At 71.5% G+C, this 20,939-nt stretch carries 16 protein-coding genes; 10 read left to right on the top strand and 6 right to left on the bottom strand.

The window, feature by feature from the left end:
- Positions 1-127: 127 nt before the first annotated feature.
- Both NAEX_RS21725 and NAEX_RS21720 read right to left on the bottom strand, forming a co-directional pair.
- A complete protein-coding gene (locus NAEX_RS21725) occupies positions 128-3,241 on the bottom strand; it encodes an efflux RND transporter permease subunit (protein WP_096329394.1) in 3,114 nt (1,037 codons plus the stop codon).
- A gap of 21 nt (positions 3,242-3,262) precedes the next feature.
- Entirely contained in the window at positions 3,263-4,459 is a 1,197-nt protein-coding gene (locus NAEX_RS21720; RefSeq protein WP_096329393.1) for an efflux RND transporter periplasmic adaptor subunit, read from the bottom strand.
- A gap of 290 nt (positions 4,460-4,749) precedes the next feature.
- Here NAEX_RS21720 and NAEX_RS21715 point away from each other — a divergent pair, with 290 nt between their 5' ends.
- Entirely contained in the window at positions 4,750-6,186 is a 1,437-nt protein-coding gene (locus NAEX_RS21715; protein WP_096329392.1) for a TolC family protein, read from the top strand.
- Between the two features lie 186 nt (positions 6,187-6,372).
- Here NAEX_RS21715 and NAEX_RS21710 read toward each other — a convergent pair whose 3' ends face one another.
- Entirely contained in the window at positions 6,373-7,404 is a 1,032-nt protein-coding gene (locus tag NAEX_RS21710) for a DUF72 domain-containing protein (protein WP_096329391.1), read from the bottom strand.
- A 75-nt stretch (positions 7,405-7,479) separates the two neighbouring features.
- Positions 7,480-8,109: a DUF938 domain-containing protein gene (locus NAEX_RS21705; RefSeq protein ID WP_096329390.1), complete on the bottom strand. Its 630-nt coding sequence runs from the start codon at positions 8,107-8,109 to the stop codon at positions 7,480-7,482.
- 145 nt (positions 8,110-8,254) lie between these two features.
- On the opposite strand from NAEX_RS21705, the gene NAEX_RS21700 reads away from it, so the two are divergent.
- From NAEX_RS21700 to NAEX_RS21675, 6 genes are all read left to right on the top strand, one after another.
- Positions 8,255-9,202, top strand: coding sequence for a hypothetical protein (locus NAEX_RS21700; RefSeq protein ID WP_143140217.1), 948 nt, complete (start codon positions 8,255-8,257; stop codon positions 9,200-9,202).
- Between the two features lie 389 nt (positions 9,203-9,591).
- Positions 9,592-10,557, top strand: coding sequence for a hypothetical protein (locus NAEX_RS21695; RefSeq protein ID WP_100792750.1), 966 nt, complete (start codon positions 9,592-9,594; stop codon positions 10,555-10,557).
- 36 nt (positions 10,558-10,593) lie between these two features.
- Positions 10,594-11,622, top strand: coding sequence for an NAD-dependent epimerase/dehydratase family protein (locus NAEX_RS21690; protein ID WP_096329387.1), 1,029 nt, complete (start codon positions 10,594-10,596; stop codon positions 11,620-11,622).
- A gap of 37 nt (positions 11,623-11,659) precedes the next feature.
- A complete protein-coding gene (locus tag NAEX_RS21685) occupies positions 11,660-12,136 on the top strand; it encodes a hypothetical protein (protein WP_143140216.1) in 477 nt (158 codons plus the stop codon).
- A gap of 38 nt (positions 12,137-12,174) precedes the next feature.
- The gene (locus tag NAEX_RS21680) at positions 12,175-13,989 is read left to right on the top strand and encodes an ABC transporter ATP-binding protein (protein WP_211302447.1); all 1,815 of its coding nucleotides are present in this window, start codon (positions 12,175-12,177) and stop codon (positions 13,987-13,989) included.
- Between the two features lie 227 nt (positions 13,990-14,216).
- Positions 14,217-15,203 (top strand): AraC family transcriptional regulator ligand-binding domain-containing protein, encoded by a 987-nt coding sequence (locus tag NAEX_RS21675; RefSeq protein ID WP_170135894.1) that lies wholly within the window; start codon positions 14,217-14,219, stop codon positions 15,201-15,203.
- On the opposite strand, the gene NAEX_RS21670 is transcribed toward NAEX_RS21675, so the two are convergent.
- Positions 15,184-15,705, bottom strand: coding sequence for a hypothetical protein (locus tag NAEX_RS21670; RefSeq protein ID WP_096329384.1), 522 nt, complete (start codon positions 15,703-15,705; stop codon positions 15,184-15,186). The genes NAEX_RS21675 and NAEX_RS21670 overlap by 20 nt on opposite strands.
- Positions 15,706-15,841: 136 nt before the next feature.
- Entirely contained in the window at positions 15,842-16,231 is a 390-nt protein-coding gene (locus NAEX_RS21665) for a TraR/DksA family transcriptional regulator (protein ID WP_096329383.1), read from the bottom strand.
- Between the two features lie 341 nt (positions 16,232-16,572).
- Between NAEX_RS21665 and NAEX_RS21660 the strand changes: the two genes are divergently transcribed.
- From NAEX_RS21660 to NAEX_RS21650, 3 genes are all read left to right on the top strand, one after another.
- Complete coding sequence (locus NAEX_RS21660) at positions 16,573-18,150, top strand: GMC oxidoreductase (RefSeq protein WP_211302446.1); 1,578 nt, start codon at positions 16,573-16,575, stop codon at positions 18,148-18,150.
- Positions 18,151-18,301: 151 nt separating this feature from the next.
- Positions 18,302-19,093, top strand: a complete 792-nt coding sequence (locus NAEX_RS21655; RefSeq protein WP_096329382.1) for a hypothetical protein — start codon at positions 18,302-18,304, stop codon at positions 19,091-19,093.
- A 549-nt stretch (positions 19,094-19,642) separates the two neighbouring features.
- The gene (locus NAEX_RS21650) at positions 19,643-20,857 is read left to right on the top strand and encodes a peptide-N-glycosidase F-related protein (protein WP_096329381.1); all 1,215 of its coding nucleotides are present in this window, start codon (positions 19,643-19,645) and stop codon (positions 20,855-20,857) included.
- Positions 20,858-20,939: the final 82 nt, after the last annotated feature.

Here is a 20,939-nt window from a genome sequence, read left to right as displayed (position 1 = left end):
GTCCGCGAGGCCTGCCGTCGACCCGGCGGGGCTCCATGTCCTCGGCCTCTGGCCGCTCGACCGCCGAAAGCGGCGAGACCGGACGCGCCGCCTCGGCTCGTCCGGTCTCGGCGCGCGCGTCCAGTCGTTACGACCGCTCGGCGCCGAGCTGCGGCGCGTCGCTGGACTCGGGCACCACGCGTTGCTCGCGGCGGAGCGTCATCTTGAGGATGGCCGGCAGCAGGAACATCGTCATCAACGTCGACGCGCCGATGCCGAACACCACCGTGGTGGCCAGCGGGCGCTGCACCTCGGAGCCGGCGCCGGTGGCCAGGGCCATCGGCAGGAAGCCGAGGGCCGCGACCGCGCCGGTCGTGAGCACCGCGCGCATCGTGTGGACGGCGCCCTTGACCAGCGCCTTGTCGAACGGGTGGCCCTCGTCGAGCGCGTGGCGCACGTCGTTGGCCATGACCACCCCGTTGAGCACCGCCACGCCGGCGAGGGCGATGAAGCCGACCGCCGCCGGGATGCTGAACGCCATGTCGCGGATGATGAGGCCGACGAACCCGCCGATGAGCGCGAACGGCACGATCGCGAACACCGCGGTCGCGTAGCGGATGTCGCCGAAGTTCCAGAGCAGCATGCCGAAGATCAGCATCAGGCAGATCGGCACGACCACCGCGAGGCGCTTCGACGCGCGCTCGAAGTTTTCGAACTGACCCGCCCACTCGACCTTGTACCCCGGCGTGATCTCGACCTTCTCGGCCACCGCCGCCTGGGCGTCGTTGACCCACGACAGCAGGTCGCGGCCGCGCAGGTTGACCTCGACGCGGACCACGCGGATCCGGTTCTTGCGCCGGATCTGCGCCGGCCCCTCCGCCTCGACGATCGACGCCACCTCGGACAGGGGCACGCGGTGGCCGTCGACCGTCTCGACGAACAGGTCGCCGAGCGCCTCCGGCACCGGCGCGCGCGGCGGGATCAGGAGCCGCGCGTCGAACCGGCGGATGCCCTCGTAGACCAGGCCGAAGGTCTTGCCGACGCGGGCGGTCTCGATCGCCAGCAGCGCGTCCTGCATGCTGACGCCGTAGCGGGCCAGGCGGGCCCGGTCGGGCCGCACGGTCAGCTCGGGCATGCCGAGCACCTGTTCGACGCGGAGGTCGCCGGTGCCCTCGATCGGCCGGACCGCGTTGGCGATCTTGTCGGCGAGGTTCTTGAGCTCGAGCAGGTCGTCGCCGGCGACCACGATCTGGATGTCGGCGCGCGAGCCGCTGATGATCTCGTTGTTGCGGTCCTCGATCGGCTGGGACACCGCGACGAAGGTGCCGGGCACCTGCGACTCGATGTCGTTCTTGAGGATCACGCTGAGCTCGTCGAGGTCATGCGCGGTCGTCCACTGGTCCTTGGGCAGCAGCGGGATCGAGATCTCCGTGCGGTCCTTGCCGACCGGCTCGATCGCCACCTCGGCGCGGCCCGTCATCGTCAGCGTCTTGAGGATCTCCGGGTACTTCAGGAGGATCTTCTGCGTCTGGTAGTCGAGGCGCTTGGCCTCCTCGAGGTTGATCGACGGCGGGCGGCGGATGCTGACCACCATGTCGCCCTCGTCGATGCGCGGCACGAAGTCGGCGCCCTTCTCCTTGAAGATGTAGCCGGAGACGAACAGCGCCGCGGCGGCGCCGAGGATCAGCGGCCAGCGCAGCCGGATCGCGTGCGGCACCGCGCGCTTGTAGCCGCGGGCGATCGGGTTGAGCCAGCGCGCGCCCTCCTTCTTCAGCGGCGGCACGAACAGCGCCAGCAGCGCCGGCAGGAACACCACCGAGTAAACGAGCGCGCCGAGCAGCGCGAACGCCATGGTGGTGGCCATCGGCTTGAAGAGCCGCCCCTCGACGCCCTCGAGGCTGAGCAGCGGGATGTACACCAGCATGATGATCGCCACCGCGAACGCGACCGGGCGCATCACCGCCCCGATGGCCGCGTTGTAGGCCTGCGCCCGCTCCTCGCGGGACATCTGCTGGCCGACGAAGGTGGCGATCAGCGCCTCGAGCACGACGATCGGGCCGTCGACGAGGAAGCCGAAGTCGATCGCGCCGAGCGACATCAGGTCGCCGGCGACCCCGGCCCAGTGCATGCCGAACAGCGCCACCGACATCGACGCCGGGATGCCGAGCACGCACACCAGCGCGCCGCGGACCGTGCCGAGGAACAGCACGAGGACGATGAACACCACCGCGGCGCCCTCGGCGAGGTTCTTGAGCACCGTCGCCAGGGTGCGCTCGACGAAGTTCGCGCGGTCGTAGACCGCCTCGATGACCACGCCGGCGGGCAGGTCGGCCTGGATCTCCGCCACCCGGTCCTTGACCGCGTAGATGACGTCGCGGCTGTTCGACCCCAGCAGCATCATGATGATGCCGGCGACCGCCTCGTCCTCGCCGTTGAACGTGACGACGCCGTGGCGCAGGGCCGAGCCGTCGCGCACCTCGGCGACGTGGCGGACCAGCACCGGCTGGCCGTCCGAGACCTTGAGGACGACGTTGCCGATGTCCTCGATGCTGGTGAACGTGCCGACCGCGCGCAGCGTGAAGCTCTCGGCCGTGCGGTCGATGTAGCCGCCGGACACGATCGCGTTCGAGCCGATCAGCGTGTCGCTGAGCTCGCGGATCGTCAGGCCGTAGGCCGCGAGGCGGTCGGGCTGGACGATCACCTGGTACTGCTTCAGGTCGCCGCCGATCGAGTTGACCTCGATGACCCCCGGCACCCCGCGCAGGCGCGGCACGATCTCCCACTCGAGCATCGTCCGCAATTGCTTGCGCGTGTGGACCGGCGAGCGGACCACGAACTGGAAGATCTCGCCGAGGCCGGTCGACAGCGGCGCCAGGATCGGCGTGTTGATCGTCGCCGGCAGGTCGCCCCGGGCCTGCATCATGCGCTCGAACACCAGCTGGCGCGCGAACCATGGGTCGGTGCCGTCGCGGAAGACGACGGTGATCGAGGAGATGTCGGCGCGGGAGACCGACCGCAGCTCGTCGAGCCCGGGGACGCCGTTGAGGGCGTTCTCCATCGGGAAGGTGACGTTGCGCTCGACCTCGAGGGCCGACATGCCCGGCGCCTCGGTGATGACCGTGACCTGGATCGTCGAGATGTCGGGCAGCGCGTCGATCGGCAGGTTCTTCGCCGCGATCGCGCCGGCCACCAGCAGCGCGGCGAGCAGGCCTGCCATCAAGTAGCGCAGGCGAATGGAGATATCGATGAGTGCGCCCAGCATGGGTCTCTCCTCGGCGCCTCGCTAGCGGAACAGCTCGGACTTGAGGGCGAACACTCCCTCGGTGATGATGCGCTCGCCCGGCTCGAGGCCCTTCTTGACCTCGACCAGGTCGGGCCCCTGCGCGCCGACTTCGACCGTGCGCGGCATGACCGCGCGCTCGCCGACCTCGACGAACACCGTGGGCTTGCCGTCGACCTGCACCATCGCCTTGCGCGGGATCGCCAGCGCCTGCTTGCGCGCCGCGCTCGGCCGGATCCTCGCGTTGACCGCCTGACCGACGCGCAGCTTGCCGGCCTCGTTCGGGACCACCACGCGCACCTCGGCGCTGCGGGTCACCGGGTCGAGCACCGTGCTGACGAACGTCACCGTGCCGGTCAACACCTCGTCGGGCGTCACCTGCGACGAGATCTCGACCGAGTCGCCGACGCGGATGTTGATCACCTCGCCCTCGAACACGCTGAGGCGCACCCACAGCGTGCTGCGGTCGGCGATCGTGAACGCCGTGTAGCTCGGCTCGACCGCCTGGCCGCGGAACACTCGCACGCGGACCACGTCGCCCTCGATCGGCGAGGTCAGCGACATCACCCCGAGCGCCCCCTTGTCGGACGAGCCGCCGCCGAGCGCCTGCACCCGCTGCTTGGCCGCCCGCAGCTCGGCGCTGGCGACCGACACCTCGGCGCTGGCCAGGTCGGCCGCGCGCTGCGAGGCGATGCCCTCCTGCAGCAGCCGCCGCTTGCGCTCCTTGTCGCGCTCCGCCAGCTCGGCCTTGGCGACGACCGCCGAGATCTCGGCCTGAGCCTTGCCGAGCTCCGCGCTGTCGAGCGTGGCCAGGACGTCGCCGGTCTCGACCTTCGTGCCCTCGATGACCTTGACCTCCTTGACGCGCCCGGAGATCCGCGAGCCGACCTCGGCGATCCGCAGCTCGTCGAACTCGAGCACGCCGGTGACGTGGACGACCGGCGACACCTCGGTCATCTCGACCACGGTGCTCTGCAGCGCCGCCTTCTCGGCGAACACCTCGGGCAGCTTGATCACGCCGTCTTCGAAGTACGGCAGCTCCGGCGGCTTGGTCGCCGCGTCGGCCTCGGCGGCCTCTCCGTGGTTGCAGCCGAGCGGCGTCGCGACCGCGAAGACGAACATGAGCACGAACCAACGTCGCGCGTGGTCGAGGAGGATCAGCCAGCGCGAGGCTCGACCGGGTTCAGAGGAATTGCTCATCACGACACGTCCTGGGAGTCTTGTAATCCGCGCGCCACACTCGTGCGCGAGCGTGGCGCCAGGCCCGGCGGGACGAGGACGAATCTCCCCCGAAAAAGGCCCTGGGATGGTGTTTCAAACACCATTGCTTACATTACGGGGCCTTCATGTCAAGGTTCCGCCCGCCCCCAGAGCGCTCGGGCCGTGTCGAAACTCTCGGGCTGTACAAGGTCCTTGGCAACCTCGGACCCCGCGTGTAAGAGTCCGCGGGCTTGACAGCGCGCGACGAACTTGTCCGCACTCCGATTCGCATGCCACGCCGCACAGCTCTCACCCGGACCTCGACGATGTTCACGCTGGTCGCGGCCGTGACCGCAGCATCGCTCGCCCCCGCGGCCGGAGCCGCGCCCGCGCCGGCACGCAAACCCGCCGACGCGCCCGCGCCGCTGCTCGCGCCGATGCCCGAGCCGGCGCAGACGATCCCCGAACCCGTCGTCGCCGGTGCTCAGGTCCTCCCCCTCGACACAATTTTAAAACACGCCGAGGAGAACGCGATGCCGGTCCGCACCGCGCGCTCGCGCCTCGAGCTCGGCGACGCCGCCATCACCGGCGCCAAGCCGCTGCTGCCCGACAACCCGCAGCTGTACCTCGGCATGGGCGCTCGCCTCAACCCTGCCGCAGGCTCGCCGCAGTTCGAGCTCCAGGCCACGCTGCAGCAGCCGATCGAGATCGGCCGCGAGCGCAGCCTCCGCATCAAGGCCGGCCGCGAGTACCGCGAGTACCTCGACAAGGAGCTCGCGCAGGTCCGCTGGACCACGCACGCGCAGGTCCACTACGCCTACAACACTGCGCTGATCGCCAAGGAGCGCGCACGCACCGCCGCCCGCACGCAGCAGTTCGCCGAGCGCCTCCTCGACATCGCCAGCCGCCGCCAGCAAGCCGGTGAGATCTCGCGCCTGCGCGTGCGCGTGGCCGAGGGTGAGCTGGCGCGCGCCCGCCAGGCCAAGCTGGCGGCGGACCTCAACTATCGGCTCGCGTGCATCCACCTGGCCGAGATGGCCGGCTGGCCTTCGGGACAGCTCATCGCCCCCGCCGGGGAGCTCGGCGATCCGATCAAGGTTCGCGACCCCGAGGACCTGATCGCCAACGTGCAGAAGGAGCACCCCGCGCTCAAGGCCAAGGAGGCGCAGGTCGAGCTCGGCGAGGCGCGCGCCAAGTCGGCCAGGCGCGACCGCCTGCCCGAGCCGTGGATCGGCGTCTACGTCGGCCGCGAGCGCGAGCCCGGGGTCACCCTGCCCGCCTCGCGGATCGTGCTCGGCATGATCACGATCCCGCTGCCCTTCTTCAAACGCAACCAGCTGGCGCGGGCGCAGACCAAGGCCGAGCTCGGCGTCGCCAACACCGAGCTCGAGGTCACGCGCTACCAGCTCGCGCTCAACGCTCGCCGGGCGGTCGACGCGATCAACACCGCGGCCGAGCGGGTCCAGACCTACTCGCGCGAGGTCGTGCCGCGCTTCGAGGAGAACCTGCAGCTGCTGCAGCGGGCCTTCGAGCTCGGCGAGGTCGACATCATCGAGGTGTTCGTCGCCCGCGAGAATTTCTTGCGGATCCAGACCGAGGCGCTCGACGCCTACGGCACCTACTTCGACGCCATGTACACGCTCGAGACGATCATCGGCCAGGAGGCGGCCAGCCTCGCCGCGGCCCGTCCGACCCGCGCGAGCACCCCGCCGGCGAACCTCCGCTGACGCCGGGTTGCCTGCCCCTTCGGACAGGCGTGGGACCTTTCGCCCGCGTAACCTTGCAGCCTGTCCTCCGAGACAGGCTCGCCCTCCACGCCTCCTGGCCCGCGTGGGACCCTCGAGAACCTTTCGCCCGCACGCCGCCCGAGCTGTCCCTCGGACCAGGCAGTCGTCGCCTGTCCCTGCGGGCAGCTAGCCGCTCTGGAGCTCGACGATCCGCTGGGCCAGCTTGGCGATCGTCCGCGGCGACGAGCCCTCGGCCTTGTTGTTGACGATCACGTACACCGGCAGGTCGAGGTCGGCCTCGGCGCAGACGCGGGCGAGCTCCTCGCGGTTGCCGGGGTCTTCGTCGACGAGGTGGTCGAACGGGTCGTAGCGGGCCTCGGCGCGCTCGTAGTTCATGCTCGGGTGCAGCATCCAGCGGCACACCAGCGCCGGAGCCAGATCTTGCCGCACGCGGGACCGCTGCGCCCGCGCCGGCGGCATGCTCGGGTAGACGTTGATGCAGTGGCAGGCGCCGAACTCGGCCAGCGCCGCCGCGTAGGCGCCGGTCATCAGCTCGCGGTTGCGCAGCTCGACCGCGTAGAGCGGCCCGCGAGGCAGCCCGTCGAGGAAGCGGCGCAGGCGGTCGACCAGCCAGCGCGCCCCGCCGAGCGCGCCGAAGTCCTGCGGGGCGAACTGGAACAGCAGCGGACCCAGCGCCTCGCCGAGGCCCTCCACCGCCGGCATGACCACGAATTCGCTGGCGTACACCGGGTCGAGGAAGCGCTCGTTGGGCTGGCCGCGGACCTTGCCGTAGCGCTGGTGCCGGGGCCACACCGCCGTCGTGCAGGCCTCGTGGGCCTTGACCAGGAAGCGGAAGTCGCCCGGCACCGCCGCCGCGTAGGCCGCGAACTCGTCGGTCCGCGGCGGCGCGTAGTACGAGCGGTCGATGCCGACCGCGCGCATCAGCGGGTGGCGCGCGTACGCGGCCAGGCCCTCGCGCGCGAGCCGCTGCTGCGAGTGCGGCAGGTCGTAGACGATCCCCGACCAGCCCGGGTAGGCCCACGAGGACGTCCCGAAGCGCAGGTTCTTCGGCAGCCGCTCGGCCAGCGCCGCCAGCTCGGCGGGGGTCGTGGCCGGCAAGATCGGCGGCGGCGTCTTCTTGCCGGCGCCGCCACGGCCGTCGCCGCCGGGGGTCGGGCCCTGCGAGGGATCGGCGAAGAGATCGAGCTGGGGAGCCATGCGCGACTTTGCGCAGGATAGCCCCAGCTGCCCGCCTGCGCAAGCGCAGCCGACCTGCCCCGGAGGGCATGTCCTTCAGGACTTGCGAAACACCAGCGAGAAGTTGTTGGCCGGCATCGCCACCAGCTCGGTCAGCTCGAGCCCGTGGGCCGCGGCCGCGGCGCGGACGTCGGCCTCGTCGCGCACGCCCCAGGCCGGGTCGCGGGCCCGCAGGTCGGCGTCGAAGGCCGCGTTGCTCGGCGCGGTGTGCTGGCCCCCGCGCCGGATGGCGCCGTACAGGTAGAGCGGCCGGCCCGGGGCCAGCACGCGCCCGGCCCCGGCCATCAGCGCCTCGCAGGCGGCCCACGGGGCGATGTGGATCATGTTGATGCACACGATCGCGTCGGCCTCGGTCACCGGCCACGGCCACGCGGTGACGTCGAGCCGCAGCGGCCGCAGCAGGTTGGGCGTCCCCTCGCTCTCGACCCGCGCGGCGATCGACGCCAGCGCCTCCGGGTCGATGTCGGTCGGTTGCCACGAGACCCCAGGGAACGCCGCCGCGAAGCTCACCGCGTGCTCTCCGGTCCCGCTGGCGATTTCGAGCACGCGCCCCTGCGAGGGCAGGACCCGTGCCAACACCTCCGCGATCACCCCGCGGTTGCGGAGCGCTGCAGGAGACGACCGTGCATGAGACTGCTGTGGACGCGGCGGATCGTGAGGCTGCATCACGCGATCGTATCTCGAGATGACAGACTCGTGGTTTTGCGGGTTTGCGAGCTTCACGGGCCCGCGTCGCGGACACGGAACGTGAGTCGGGCATCACCGGCTCGAGCGGCGCGGGGCGCGTGGTCGCGTGCTATGGTCGTCGACGATGAGGTCCGGCTCCCGGCTCATGGTGCTCCTCGCGGCGTCGATCGGCGTCGTCGCGGGTTGCCTCGTCGAGCTCGACCCGCCGGCCGACTGCGGCGACGGCTTCATCGACGTCCTCGCCCACGAGGACTGCGAGCCGGCGCTGGTCGACAGCTACGCCGACCGCTGCGCCGAGCTCGGCCGGGTGGCGAGCCCGGCCGCCTGCGACCCCAAGACCTGCCGCTTCGCCCCGAACGGCTGCTCCGCCTGCGGCAACGGGGTGCTCGACGTCGGCGAGGAGTGTGACCCCAAGGACATGACCGGACCGACATGTCCCGGAGAAGGGGTCGCGACCTGCCGCGACAACTGCACCGTCGACCGCTCGGCCTGCTCCGCCTGCGGCAACGGGGTGGTCGACGTCGACGAGGAGTGCGACTTCGCCGCCGACCTCGACGACATCGCCGTCCCGATCGCCTGCACCGAGCTCACCTCCCCCGCCGGCATCACCCGCCGCTACGGCTCGGGCGACTCGACCCGCTGCACCAGCAAGTGCGAGTGGGACCGCTCGGAGTGCTCGTACTGCCAGAACGACAAGCTCGAGGACGAGGAGATCGTCGACAACCTGTTCGTCGACTTCGAGCAGACGATCATGCCGCCGCCCGAGGTGTGCGACAACCAGCAGGCCGACAAGGACGCCCTGGTCGCCCACTGCCAGGAGGCGTGCGGCAGCAACTACCGCGTCGAGTGCAAGTTCCAGTGCGCCGCCGACTGCCAGGCGTTCCAGACCGCGGCGTTCCCGATCGACGAGCTCGAGTGCTGTACGGCCCAGGGCGAGCTCTGCCCCTACGACCAGCAGGACAAGCTGCTCGACGACCGCAAGCCCTGCTGCTTCCAGCTCGCCAACCCCGGCGAGGAGAAGTTCTGCGAGCCGCTGCATTTCGGCGATCAGCTGTTCCTCGTCTGCCGCTGACGCCCCGGCTCCGCGAGGCCGGCGCCGCGCCTCGGAGGGCGCCCGCGACGGGCTCGCGCGTGAAGGCGCGTCGGTGTGCCCACGCCTGGCGTCCGTCGCCGACGACCGCGCGTCCAGTCGCCGGGCCTTCGCTGCGCTCACGCCGAGCGACGGCCCATCCAGGATCTCCGCTTCGTCCTCGCGCGAGCGGCGCGCGCCCGACGTCGTCGCAGGCGGCGATCTCGCGCCCCTCGTCGCGCAGCGAACGGGCCGGCACGCGCCCTTGCGAGCTCCGTTCCGCGGCCTCGGTCCGGCTCCGAGCGCCCCGCTCGGCGCCGGCTCTCGGCGGCTTTCCGGCGCTCTGCGAGGGCTCCCGCGGCCGGTTTGCGCCGTGTGCTACCTTGACGTCGATGCGCTCGTCGTACGCGCTGCTCGTCGCCGCCGCCCTCGCTGCGGCCGGGGGCTGCCTCGTCCCGCTGGACCCCCAGCGCGACTGCGGCGACGGCTACGTCGACAAGCTCGCCGGCGAGGAGTGCGAGCCCTCGCTGGCCGAGAGCATGGTCGGCTACTGCGCGGCCGACGAGGTCCCCGCGGCCGACGCCTGCGACCGCGAGACCTGCACGTTCGACCGCGACGCCTGCACCCGCTGCGGCAACGGCGTGCTCGACCCCGGCGAGGCGTGTGACCCGACGGACATGTCCCCGCCGCCATGTCCGATCGAGGGCACCGCCCGCTGCCGCAGCGACTGCACCCTCGACGTGTCCGGCTGCCCGCGCACCTGCGGCGACAGCGTGGTCGACGTCGACCTCGGCGAGGAGTGCGACTTCGGCCCGGCGAAGGACCTGACCGACAAGGGCGCGCCGGTCGAGATCGACTGCAAGGACCTGAAGCCGCCGACCTACCGCGCCTACGGCGGCGGGACGTCCTCCCGGTGCATCGACTGCAAGTGGGACCGCTCCGACTGCACCTACTGCGGCAACGCCCGCCTCGAGAGCACGGAGGTCATCGACAAGGAGGACCTCCACCTCGACGACGGGAACCAGCACGAGTTCGAGCCCGAGGTGTGCGACGACGGTGTGGCGCCCGATCCGCAGGCGCTGAGCGCGTTCTGCCAGGACCGCTGCGACGCCGGCGGTCTCATGGTCGCGTGCACGTACGCGTGCAGCGAGCGCTGCGACGTCTTCCTCGAGCCCGCCGACGGCGGCCCCGACAACGGCTGCTGCACCCCGTCCAGCGCCCAGTGCCCGTACAACGAGAACGGCGAGCTCCTCAACAAGCGCAAGCCGTGCTGCGGCCTGGAGGGCATGGACTTGCAGCAGGACCCGTGCGTCGTGTCGGTGGAATCCCCAGGCAACTACTCGCGCACCTGCCCTTGAGCGGCCGACGCGGGCTCGCTAAAGTCCGCGCCTCGCATGTCCGAGCCTCGCGCATCACTCGTCACCGGCGGCTGCGGCTTCCTCGGTCGCTTCCTCGTCGACGCCCTCGTCCGCCGCGGTGACAAGGTCACCGTCCTCGACCACCGCATCGACCGCTGGCGCGACGACGTCGACTTCGTCGCCGGGGACATCTGCGACCCCGAAGCGGTCGCCCGCGCCTGCGCCGGCCGCGACGTCGTGTTCCACAACGCCTCGCTGGTCCACACCAAGCACAGCCGCGTCGAGCAGGTCCGCGCCGTCAACATCGACGGCACCCGCAACGTCCTCGCCGCCTGTCGCAAAGGCCAGGTGCCGAAGCTCGTCTACGTCAGCTCGGCCAGCGTCGTCTACGAGGGCGAGGACATCGAGCGCGGCGACGAGAGCCTGCCCTACGCCCGCAAGTGGCTGGCCCCCTACGCCGAGACCAAGCGGATCGCCGAGGAGGAGGTCCTCAGCGCCAGCGGCCAGGGCGGCGTGCTGACCTGCGCGATCCGCCCGCACATGATCTTCGGGCCAGGTGACACCCGCCTGCTGCCGGCGATCCTCGCCCGCGCCAAGGCCGGCAACCTCAAGTTCACCGTCGGCGCCGGCGACCGCCTCAACGACTTCACCTACGTCAGCAACATCGTCGACTCGCTGCTGCTCGCCGACGAGCGCCTGCAGCCCGGCTCGCCGGTCTCGGGGCGCGCCTACTTCATCACCAACGGCGAGCCGATGAACTTCTGGGACTTCGTCCGCCGCGTCCTCGTCGGCCTCGGCTACCCCACCCCGCGCTTTCGGATCCCCTACGCCGTCGCCTACGCCGCCGCCGCCGCCCGCGAGACCTTCGACACCGTCGTCCGCGGCGGCACCCTCCACGCCGAGGAGGGCCTGTCGCGCTTCTCGATCCGCTACATCTGCACCCACCACTACTTCAGCTTCGCCCGCGCCACCGCCGACCTCGGCTACACCCCGCAGGTGACGATGCTCGAGGGCATCCGCCGCACGGTGGAGTACTTCCGCGCCCAGGGCGTGGCCGCCGTGTGAGCGCTCGCGCGCCGCGACCTCCGCTAGCGTGAGCCTCGTGTCGATCTACGGCCCGCCCGCTCCGCCGGACCGCGACCACGCGCGCAAGGCCTCGGCCCACCTCACCCGCGTCGTCATCGCCGTCATCGTCATCGGCAGCCTCGTCGTCGTCGCCGTGATGGGGCTGCTCGCGTATCAGCGACGCAGCAGCGATCGCCTCGAGGTCGACCGCGCCGAAGCGATCCGGCTCGAGACCGGGGCCAGTCTCGAGGCGCAGCGGCTGCAGTCCGCCGACTTCCTGCCGGAGCCGCCGGCGCGGCCGAACAGCGAGCTCCCGCCGCCGCTGCAAACGGCCGAGCCGCTGCCGCGAGGCGCATATCCGCGGCCCGTCGCCGGCGCCGACGACACCCCGACGGCCGAGCCGACTGCGCGGCCGCAGGTCGCCGAGCCGCTGACCGCTCCGCTCGAGCTCGAGCGGAAGACACCGCCCGCGGCCGAGCCCGCTCGCCTGCAGACCGCCGAGATCCTCCGCTGACGCGTCAGATCGGCGCGCGCTTGCGTCACACTGCTCGCGTGGCCGCTCCGCCCGACGAACCAGGCCTGCGCCGCTTCCTCGGCGTGTTCCGCTACGGCCGTCGCGCCGTCGAGCTGGTGTGGTCGACCAGCAAGCCGCTCACCGTCGCCCTCGCCGCGCTCACCCTCCTCGTCGGCCTGCTGCCGGCGGCCGCGGCCTACGTCGGGCAGCTCATCGTCGACGCCGTCGTCCACGCCGCCCAGGCCAGCCACGACCCGGCGCCGGTGCTGCGGCTCGTCGCCGTCGAGGCGTTGCTCGTCATCCTGCTCGCCTTCGCCCAGAGATCGATCTCCGTCTGTCAGTCGCTGCTGCGCACCCAGCTCGGCCAGCGCGTCAACGTCATGATCCTCGACAAGGCGCTGACCCTCGACCTCACCCACTTCGAGGACGCCGACTTCTACGACAAGCTGACCCGCGCCCGCCGCGAGGCCTCGAGCCGCCCGCTGAGCCTGGTGGGCCGCACCTTCTCGCTGGTCCAGAACACCATCTCGCTGGCCAGCTTCGCCGCCCTGCTGTTCGGCTTCTCGCCGTGGGCCGCGCTGATCCTCGCGCTCGCCGGCCTGCCCTCGTTCCTCGCCGAGGCCAAGTTCTCGGGCGACGCCTTCCGCCTGTTCCGCTGGCGCGCCCCCGAGACGCGCATGCAATATTATTACGAGACGGCGATCAGCACCCTCGATTACGCCAAGGAGGTCAAGCTCTACGGTTTGGGTCCGCTGTTTCTGCGCCGCTACCAGCAGATCTTCCACGACCTCTACGCCGAGGACCGCAAGCTGACGCTGCGCCGCGGCTTCTGGAGCGGCCTGCTCGGCCTCGTCGCCACCGGCGCCTTCTACGGCGCCTATATGTGGATCGCCGTCGCCGCGGTGGCCGGCGAGATCTCGCTCGGCGAGATGACGATGTACCTGCTGCTGTTCCGCCAGGGCCAGAGCGCCGTCTCGTCGATCCTCGGGGCGATCGGCGGCATGTACGAGGACAACCTCTACCTCTCGACCCTCTACGAATATTTATCGCAGGAGGTCGCCGCCCCCTCCGGCACCGCCACCTCCGGCCCCGACCCGAGCGACGGGATCCGCTTCGAGCACGTCGGCTTCACCTACCCCGGCGCGGCCGCGCCGACGCTGCACGACGTCAGCTTTCACATTCGCCCCGGCCAGAGCCTGGCCCTCGTCGGCGAGAACGGCAGCGGCAAGACGACGCTGATCAAGCTGTTGACGCGCCTGTACGACCCGACCGCCGGGCAGATCCTCCTCGACGGCCGCGACCTCCGCGAATGGGACACCACCGCCCTGCGCCGCCGCGTCGGCGTCATTTTTCAAGACTTCGCCCGCTACCAGCTCAAGGTCGGCGAGAACATCGGCGCCGGCGACGTCACCGCCTTCGAGGACCGCGAGCGCTGGCGTGAATCTGCCCAAAAAGGCATGTCCGAAGATTTTATCAAGGACATGCCGAAGCAGTACGAGACCCAGCTCGGCCGCCTGTTCAAAGAGGGTCGCGAGCTGTCGGGCGGCCAGTGGCAGAAGATCGCCCTGTCGCGCGCCTTCATGCGCAGCGGCGCCGACGTCCTGGTCCTCGACGAGCCGACCGCGGCGATGGACGCCGAGGCCGAGGCCCAGGTGTTCGAGCACGTCCGCAACCTCTCCAAAGATCGCATGGTCATCCTGATCTCCCACCGCTTCTCCACCGTGCGCGCCGCCGACCACATCATCGTGCTGCACGGCGGGCGGATCCTCGAGGCCGGCGACCACGCCTCGCTGATGGCCAGGGGCGGCCGCTACGAGCGCCTGTTCTCGCTGCAGGCGCAGGGCTACCGCTGACGTCGCCGGCGAGGCGGGCTGCATACCTGGCCGGCGCGTCCGCGTCCGCTGAGGTGTCCGCGTCGCCGACAGACCGACGACGGCGCGCGGTGAAGCGCGCGAGCCGTGGCGGCACCGGGCTTCGCCGGGCTTCGCCGGGCCGCTACACTGGCTCGGCGAAGCCCGCTTTCGGCCCGAGCATGGCGACGAGGATCCAGCGCTCTCCCGGACGCATCACCACCGCGGCGATGCAGCCGTTACTGAGCGTGTTGAGCTCGAGCGGGGTCGACCCGGGCGCGCTGCTCCGGGGCATGGGCGTCGATCCGTGGGCGTTCCAGAAGGGCCAGTCCCGCTGGCTGTCGGCGCTCCTCACCGATCGGCTGTGGCAGACGGCGACGGCCCACCAGCCGGATTTGCCGCTGCGGATCGCCGCCGCGGTCGAGCCATCCACGTTCGGGCTGCTCACCTACCTGCTCGCGTCGCAAGACACCATCCAGGCCGCGCTCGTGGGGCTCACGCGGTATTACTCGCTGCTCAGCGAGGCGACGACGTACCGGCTCGACATGAGCGCTCGCAGCGCCTGCATGACCCTCGACCTGCACGGCCCGCGCCCGCCCAGCGTCGAGTCGTTCGCCGTCGCGGTCTCGCTCTGCTTCGTGCGCCGGCAGGCCCTCGGGCCGCTCGGCGTACGGGAAGTGAGATTGACGCAGGAGCGGCCGCCGGCCGCTCTGGCCGACACGCACAGGACGCTCCTCGGTGCGCCGGTGCATTTCGGCTGCGCCACGACTGCGTACGTGTTCGACCGGCAAGCGCTGGCGGTCCCGCTCCGGCGCGCCGATCCGGCGCTGCTCGTGCTCCTCGAGGCGCACGCGGCGTCGGTCCTTGCTGCGCCGTCGGCGTGCGAGCTCGCCGCGCGCGTGCGCGATCAGCTCGTCGCGCGCGGCGTCGACTGCTCGGTCAGGTCCGAAGACGTGGCGGCCGACCTCGGCATGAGCGACCGGACGCTGCGACGACTCCTGCAGGCCGAGGGCACGACCTTCCGCGCCGAACTCGACGCGGTGCTGGCGGCCACGGCGTCCGAGTCGCTCGCGCGCGGGGGCGGCACCGAGGATGTCGCGGCAGCGCTCGGCTTCGCCGACGCGGCGGCGTTCCGCCGGGCCTTTCGCCGCTGGTTCGGGACCACGCCGCGGGCCCACGCGGCCGCGGCTCGCGGCGTCACTCCTCGAGGACGTTGAGCGCGAGCTCGAGGTCCGTGACGTCGCCGTCGCCGAGCTCCACCGCGACGCAGTCGAGCACGCCGTCGCCCGCGCTGCGGGTATACACGAGATCGCCGGGCCCCGGCCGCGGCGTCATCGCCATGGCGTCGCCGTTGTCGTCGAGGAAGAGCGCCAGCTGGACGCTCGTCCGCGGCAAATTCTCGATCGTGAACGGGACCGCCGCGTCCTCGCCTGCGAGATCGGCGTCGGCCACCACCGCGACCCCGAGGACTTTCCCGCCCCCGGTCAGGTCGCAGACATCGAGGGCCGCGACGAAGAGCGTCCCCTTGCCGTCGTTTCCGGGCGCGACGTCCACGGTCCGCGTCACGGTCCCGGCGACCGAGGCGGCCTCCGCCTCGCCGGTCTCGGACTCGCCGGATCCGCCGGACCCGCCGGACTCGCCGGATTCGCCTTCCACCTCGCAGCCACCGGCGGAGAGCGCCCCTCCGACGAGCGCCGCCGCCAGGGCGACGCGGGTCATCGTATCGAGAACATGACGTGAATGATGAACAGCCATGAGCCGAGGATGAACGGACGCGGCCGTGCGGACGAGGTCCGAGCCGGCCAATGTCATGGCCGGTTCGGACCTCTGCACCGGCCGGCGATTCGATCCACTCTCAATACGCCTCGCGGAGCTCGGCCCGCTCACGCGCCTCGCGTTCGCGGATCTCCTGCGCCTCGATCGTCAGCCGCGCGGTCGGCTCGGCCCACAGGCGTTCGAACGGGATCTCCTCCTCCGTGTCTTCGCAGATCCCGTAGGTCCCGGCCTGCATGCGGGCCAGGGCGTCTTCGACCTCGCGGAGGCGGGAGCGGTCGTGGTCGGCGATGCTGAGCTGGGCCACCTGGGCGGCCTCGTTGGCGGCGAGGTCTTGTTGGTCGCCGACGTCGGTCGAGGGCGGGGCGGTCGTCTCGGCGCGGTGCTCGAGCTCGCGGCGGAGCAGGGACGAGCGCTCGTCTTCGAGGCGCTGCTTCAGGCGGGCGAGCTGGTCTTTGGTGAGGTGGTCCATCGTCGGGCGAGAGCGTAGTACTGTTCGGTCACCGACGCAGCGCTCGCCGCTGTCCTGGGCGACCTCGACGGCGGGCGAGCTCGGCTCCGGCTCGCCGTTGCGGCTCGGTTCGGCGGCGGACAGCGGTTTGCCGGCGTTCCGCCGGCGTGACGGTGAGGGACCGCCGGTCCGGCGGCGGGTCCCTCCGTCAGGCTCGCCACGCCGACTGCGTGGGACGCGATCCCCGACGGGGTGTGGAGATTCGGCGCGGCTCCTGCGATCCAGGCTGGACGGGTCGCTGCGCGACGCTGCCGCCGGCCGGCTCGTCGCCCGCGCCGCGCCGGCCGTGATACACCGGGCACGTGAACACCGACTTCGACTACGACTTCATCGTCGTCGGCTCCGGCTTCGGCGGCAGCGTGTCCGGCCTCCGGCTGACCGAGAAGGGCTACCGCGTCCTCATGCTCGAGAAGGGCCGCGAGCTCGGGCCGGCCGACTTCCCGAAGACCAACTGGAACCTCAAGAAGTGGCTGTGGATGCCGAGGCTCGGCTGGCGCGGCCTGTTCAAGCTGACCTTCTTCCGCCACGTCACCGTGCTCTCGGGCGTCGGCGTCGGCGGCGGCTCGCTGGTCTACGCCAACACCTTGCCTGTCCCGAAGCACAGCTTCTTCGAGTCGCCCTCGTGGGCCCGCCTGGCCGACTGGGAGAACGAGCTGAAGCCGCACTACGAGACCGCGCTGCGGATGCTGGGCGCCGCGCCGAACCCCGCGGTCACCCCGGTCGACCGCGTCATGCGGGCCGTCGCCGCCGACATGGGCAAGGCCGTCGAGCCGACGCACGTCTCGGTCTACTTCGGCGAGCCGGGCAAGACCGTGCCCGACCCGTACTTCGGCGGCAGCGGCCCCGAGCGGACCGGCTGCACCTACTGCGGCGGCTGCATGCTCGGCTGTCGCTTCGGCAGCAAGAACACCCTCGACAAGAACTACCTCTACTTCGCCAAAAAGCGCGGCATGGAGCTCCTGGCCGACACCGAGGTCACCGCCGTGCGCGCCTTGCCGGGCGGGGGTTACCGCGTCGAGGCGCGCAGCGGCGCCGGCCTGTTCGGCCGGCAGGCGCGCAGCTTCACCGCCCGCAACGTCGTCCTCGCCGGCGGCGTGCTCGGCACCGTCGACCTGCTGCTGCGCATGAAGCGGGACCCCGAGGGCTTGCCGAGGCTGTCCGACCGGCTCGGCGAGAACGTGCGCACCAACTCCGAGTCGCTGATCGGCGTGGTCGGGGCCCAGCGCCAGCACGACCTCTCGCGCGGCGTGGCGATCGGCTCGATCATCCAGCTCGACGAGCACTCGCACGTCGAGCCGGTCCGCTACTCGGCCGGCTCCGGGTTCTGGCGCCTGCTGCTCGCCCCGCACGTCCCCGGCGAGAAGGCCCTGGTCCGCCTGTCGCGGTTCGCCGGCGCCTTCCTGCGCCACCCGGTCAAGTTCGCCCGCGCCCTGATGGTGCCCGACCTCGCCAAGTACTCGATCATCCTGCTCTACATGAAGACCGCCGAGGGCACCCTGCGCCTGCGCCTCGGGCCTGCCGGCCTCGCCACCGACCTCTCCTCGGGCAAGCCGCCGACCGCCTCGCTCCCCGAGGCCACCGACATCGCGCGCCGCGTGGCCGAGAAGATCCAGGGCTACTCGATGTCGCTCGTCACCGAGACCCTGTTCAACATCCCGACCACCGCCCACATCCTCGGCGGCTGCACCATGGGCGACTCCGCCGAGACCGGCGTCATCGACCACCAGCACCGCGCCTTCGGCTACGACGGCCTCTACGTCATCGACGGCTCGGCCGTCTCGGCCAACCCCGGCGTCAACCCCTCGCTCACGATCACCGCCCTCGCCGAGCGGGCGATGAGCCGGATCCCCGCCAACCTCGAGATCGCCGCCTCGGCCTGATTCGCGGCGAGAACCGCGTCTCCAGCCACCTGTCCCTTCGAACAGCTGATTCCCTCGCGCGCCGCCGCGCGCCCTGGCCTGCCCCGCCCCGCCCTTGCCAGGGGCTGCGCTTCGGTGTCTAGTCGATCCTGCCGTTCTCCCGAGGCGACGCATGACCTTCTTCGACCGTGAATGGATCTTCGGCCGTACCCCGCGCGAGCTCGTCTGCATCCTCGGCGGGCTGGCGATCATCACCTTCGAGGTGCTGCCGCCGGAGCCGATCGACTGGCCCAACCTGGCGGTCTACGTCGCCGCCACCCTCGCGTTCGCCGTCCGCTTCTACGCCGCGCGGGCGGCCGCGGTCGCCACCTGCCTCGGCGCCGTGGTCCAGCAGTGGCCGCACCTGCGCTTCGGCGAGGTCGACTGGGAGACGCTCGGCCTGCTGCCGCTGCTCGCCTTCGTGCTCCTCGCCTCGTCCGACCTCGTCGAGCGGTTCGAGCGGGCGCCGTCGCGGGTCCGCTGGCTGCCGAACCTGTGGGCCGGCTTCACCGCCGCCCAGACCCGCATTCTCCGCTGGTCCGCCTACGCGGCGGGCGCCCTCGCCGGCCTCCTCGACCACATCACCGAGCAGGCCGTGCAGGACGCCGGCTGGGCCCGCGGCGGGATGATCGCCCTGACCGTCAGCCTGCTGCTGCTGTGCGCCGGCCGGGCCGTCGCCCTCCTGCTGCTGTGGGCCACCAGCCTGGTCGTCGCCGTCCACGTCGTGCCGCTGGTGCTGCCCGCGGAGGCCACCCTCGCGCTGTCCGGCGTCGAGAGCTTCGCCCCCGCCGGCACGCCGCCGCTCCCCGCGGAGATCGCCGGCGCCGACCTCTACATCCTGCCCGCGGCCGCCCTGGCCGGCGTCGCCCTCGCCCTCACCACCCCCACGGTCGTCCGCCTGCTCCGCCGCACCCTGTTCGGCTGACTCTTTTTAAAGAGAGAGATCGAAAAGCGGTCCCTGTCGAGCCTGTCCCTTCGGACACCCGCCGCTCCGACCGTCTTGGCCCGGCTCTGCCGCTCCCCGGCGTCCCATCGAGCTGTCCTTTCGGTCACCCGCCGCCTTGACCGTCTTGCCCCGGCTCTGCCGCTCTCCGGCGCCCCATCGAGCTGTTTTTTCGGTCACCTCGCCCCGCGAGCCGCGTCGCCTGTCCCGGGGGACATCTTTCGCCTCGACCCGCCCGCGCGCCTCCGCGGTCGCGCGGCCTGTCATCGCCTGACCTTTCGGTCCGGTCTCGAGCCCTCGGGCGAAACTACCGCGATGGTTCACCTGTCCCTTCAGCCATCTTCGTGAGCGACCCCGCGCCTGGCTCCGCCGACTCGTCCGTGAGCCGGGGCGCCTCGATCGATCTGCCGGCCAGCAGCACCGCGCAGACAGCTTCCGGGGCTTCGCTCACTCGCGGGTGACGCCGGTCTGCGAGGTCCAGGGCCCCCGGGCGCTTGCGCGGGCGGGGCGGCATCGGTCTACTCCCGAGGCATGTTCGCTGCCGCCCCCAAGCACCTGTCCGTTTGTACCTGTCTCTTGATGCTGGCCGCCTGTCCGTCGAGCGGCGGCGAGACCACCGCCGCGACCGGCGACGCGACGGCGACGGGCACCGCGACCACGACCGGCGGCACCACGGCGACCACCGACGGTCCCGGCACCACCGCGCCGACCACCGACGTCCCGACCGGCACGACCACCGGCGAGCCGGCCCAGCGCGAGCCGTTCAGCATTCAGGTGCTCGACAGGGCGTGGATCAGCGGCATGGACGGCTGGAACACCCAGCACCAGGACGTCGCCTTCGACCTCGGCGCGGCCCCGTTTGCGAAGGTCACGCTGGTCGTCGACCTCGACACCGACTGTTACCCCTGGGAGAAGTGGCAGGACAATCCGCCGCCGCAGGGGCAGTACTGGCCGGCCTCGTGCGACGCGTTCGACCGGACCATGGGCTTCGTCAGCGACCCGGGCGGCGACCCAGGCGACCCGCCGGGCTTCGAGCTGCTGCGCTCGATCACCCCGTTCGGCGGCCCGGCCCACCTCGAGGCCGACATCACCGACTACGCCAACGCCCACCCGGGCGAGCACGTGCTGCGCTCGTACATCAACTCGTGGCCCGACGGCGCGGGCCAGGTCAGCGGCTCGGCCGGCGGCTGGCACCTCAGCGTGCGCATCGACGCCGAGCCCGGCCCGGCCCCGCGCGCCGTCCTCGCCGCGATCTCGCTGTTCAGCGGCGACGTCGGGGTCGACGGCGCGACCACCACGGTGCCGTTCAGCCTGCCCGAGGGCGTGGCCAAGGCGGAGCTGGTCTACACCGTCAGCGGCCACGGCGGCGCGACCGACAACGTCGGCGACTGCATCGGCCCGGCCGAGGAGTTCTGCAAGCGCAAGCACAACATCAGCCTCGACGGCGCCCTCGTCACCGCCTTCGACGCCTGGCGCACCGACTGCAGCGAGCTCTGCACGATCACCGACAACCCGCTCCCCGTCGGCCCCGACAAGTTCTGCGCCGAGAACCCCTGCGGCGCGATCGCCTCGGTCAACGCCGCCCGCGCCAACTGGTGCCCCGGCGCCCTGGTCGCCCCGCTGCGCGGGCCGGTGACCTCCGCCCTCAAGCCCGGCGCCGACCACGAGTTCCAGTTCGCCATCGACGGCGTGGTCGAGGGCGGCACCTGGACGGTGTCGGCCGCGATCTACGCCTACGGCCCGTGAGCGAGCGGTCGGACGTGCCTGTTCGGGCATGTCCGGACGGCAATGCCCTGCAGGACATGTCAATCCGGACATGTCCTGCGGT

It is taken from the genome of Nannocystis exedens, from assembly GCF_002343915.1.
Taxonomy (GTDB): Bacteria; Myxococcota_A; Polyangia; order Nannocystales; family Nannocystaceae; genus Nannocystis; species Nannocystis exedens.
This window is presented reverse-complemented; position numbering and strand designations above follow the sequence as displayed.

Excerpts from the sequence above, each read along its gene's own strand:
- NAEX_RS21725 (WP_096329394.1), bottom strand. The coding sequence starts at position 3,241 with ATGCTGGGCGCACTCATCGATATCTCCATTCGCCTGCGCTACTTGATG.
- NAEX_RS21720 (WP_096329393.1), bottom strand. The coding sequence starts at position 4,459 with ATGAGCAATTCCTCTGAACCCGGTCGAGCCTCGCGCTGGCTGATCCTC.
- NAEX_RS21715 (WP_096329392.1), top strand. The coding sequence starts at position 4,750 with ATGCCACGCCGCACAGCTCTCACCCGGACCTCGACGATGTTCACGCTG.
- NAEX_RS21710 (WP_096329391.1), bottom strand. The coding sequence starts at position 7,404 with ATGGCTCCCCAGCTCGATCTCTTCGCCGATCCCTCGCAGGGCCCGACC.
- NAEX_RS21705 (WP_096329390.1), bottom strand. The coding sequence starts at position 8,109 with ATGCAGCCTCACGATCCGCCGCGTCCACAGCAGTCTCATGCACGGTCG.
- NAEX_RS21700 (WP_143140217.1), top strand. The coding sequence starts at position 8,255 with ATGAGGTCCGGCTCCCGGCTCATGGTGCTCCTCGCGGCGTCGATCGGC.
- NAEX_RS21695 (WP_100792750.1), top strand. The coding sequence starts at position 9,592 with ATGCGCTCGTCGTACGCGCTGCTCGTCGCCGCCGCCCTCGCTGCGGCC.
- NAEX_RS21690 (WP_096329387.1), top strand. The coding sequence starts at position 10,594 with ATGTCCGAGCCTCGCGCATCACTCGTCACCGGCGGCTGCGGCTTCCTC.
- NAEX_RS21675 (WP_170135894.1), top strand. The coding sequence starts at position 14,217 with ATGCAGCCGTTACTGAGCGTGTTGAGCTCGAGCGGGGTCGACCCGGGC.
- NAEX_RS21670 (WP_096329384.1), bottom strand. The coding sequence starts at position 15,705 with ATGACCCGCGTCGCCCTGGCGGCGGCGCTCGTCGGAGGGGCGCTCTCC.
- NAEX_RS21665 (WP_096329383.1), bottom strand. The coding sequence starts at position 16,231 with ATGGACCACCTCACCAAAGACCAGCTCGCCCGCCTGAAGCAGCGCCTC.
- NAEX_RS21655 (WP_096329382.1), top strand. The coding sequence starts at position 18,302 with ATGACCTTCTTCGACCGTGAATGGATCTTCGGCCGTACCCCGCGCGAG.
- NAEX_RS21650 (WP_096329381.1), top strand. The coding sequence starts at position 19,643 with ATGTTCGCTGCCGCCCCCAAGCACCTGTCCGTTTGTACCTGTCTCTTG.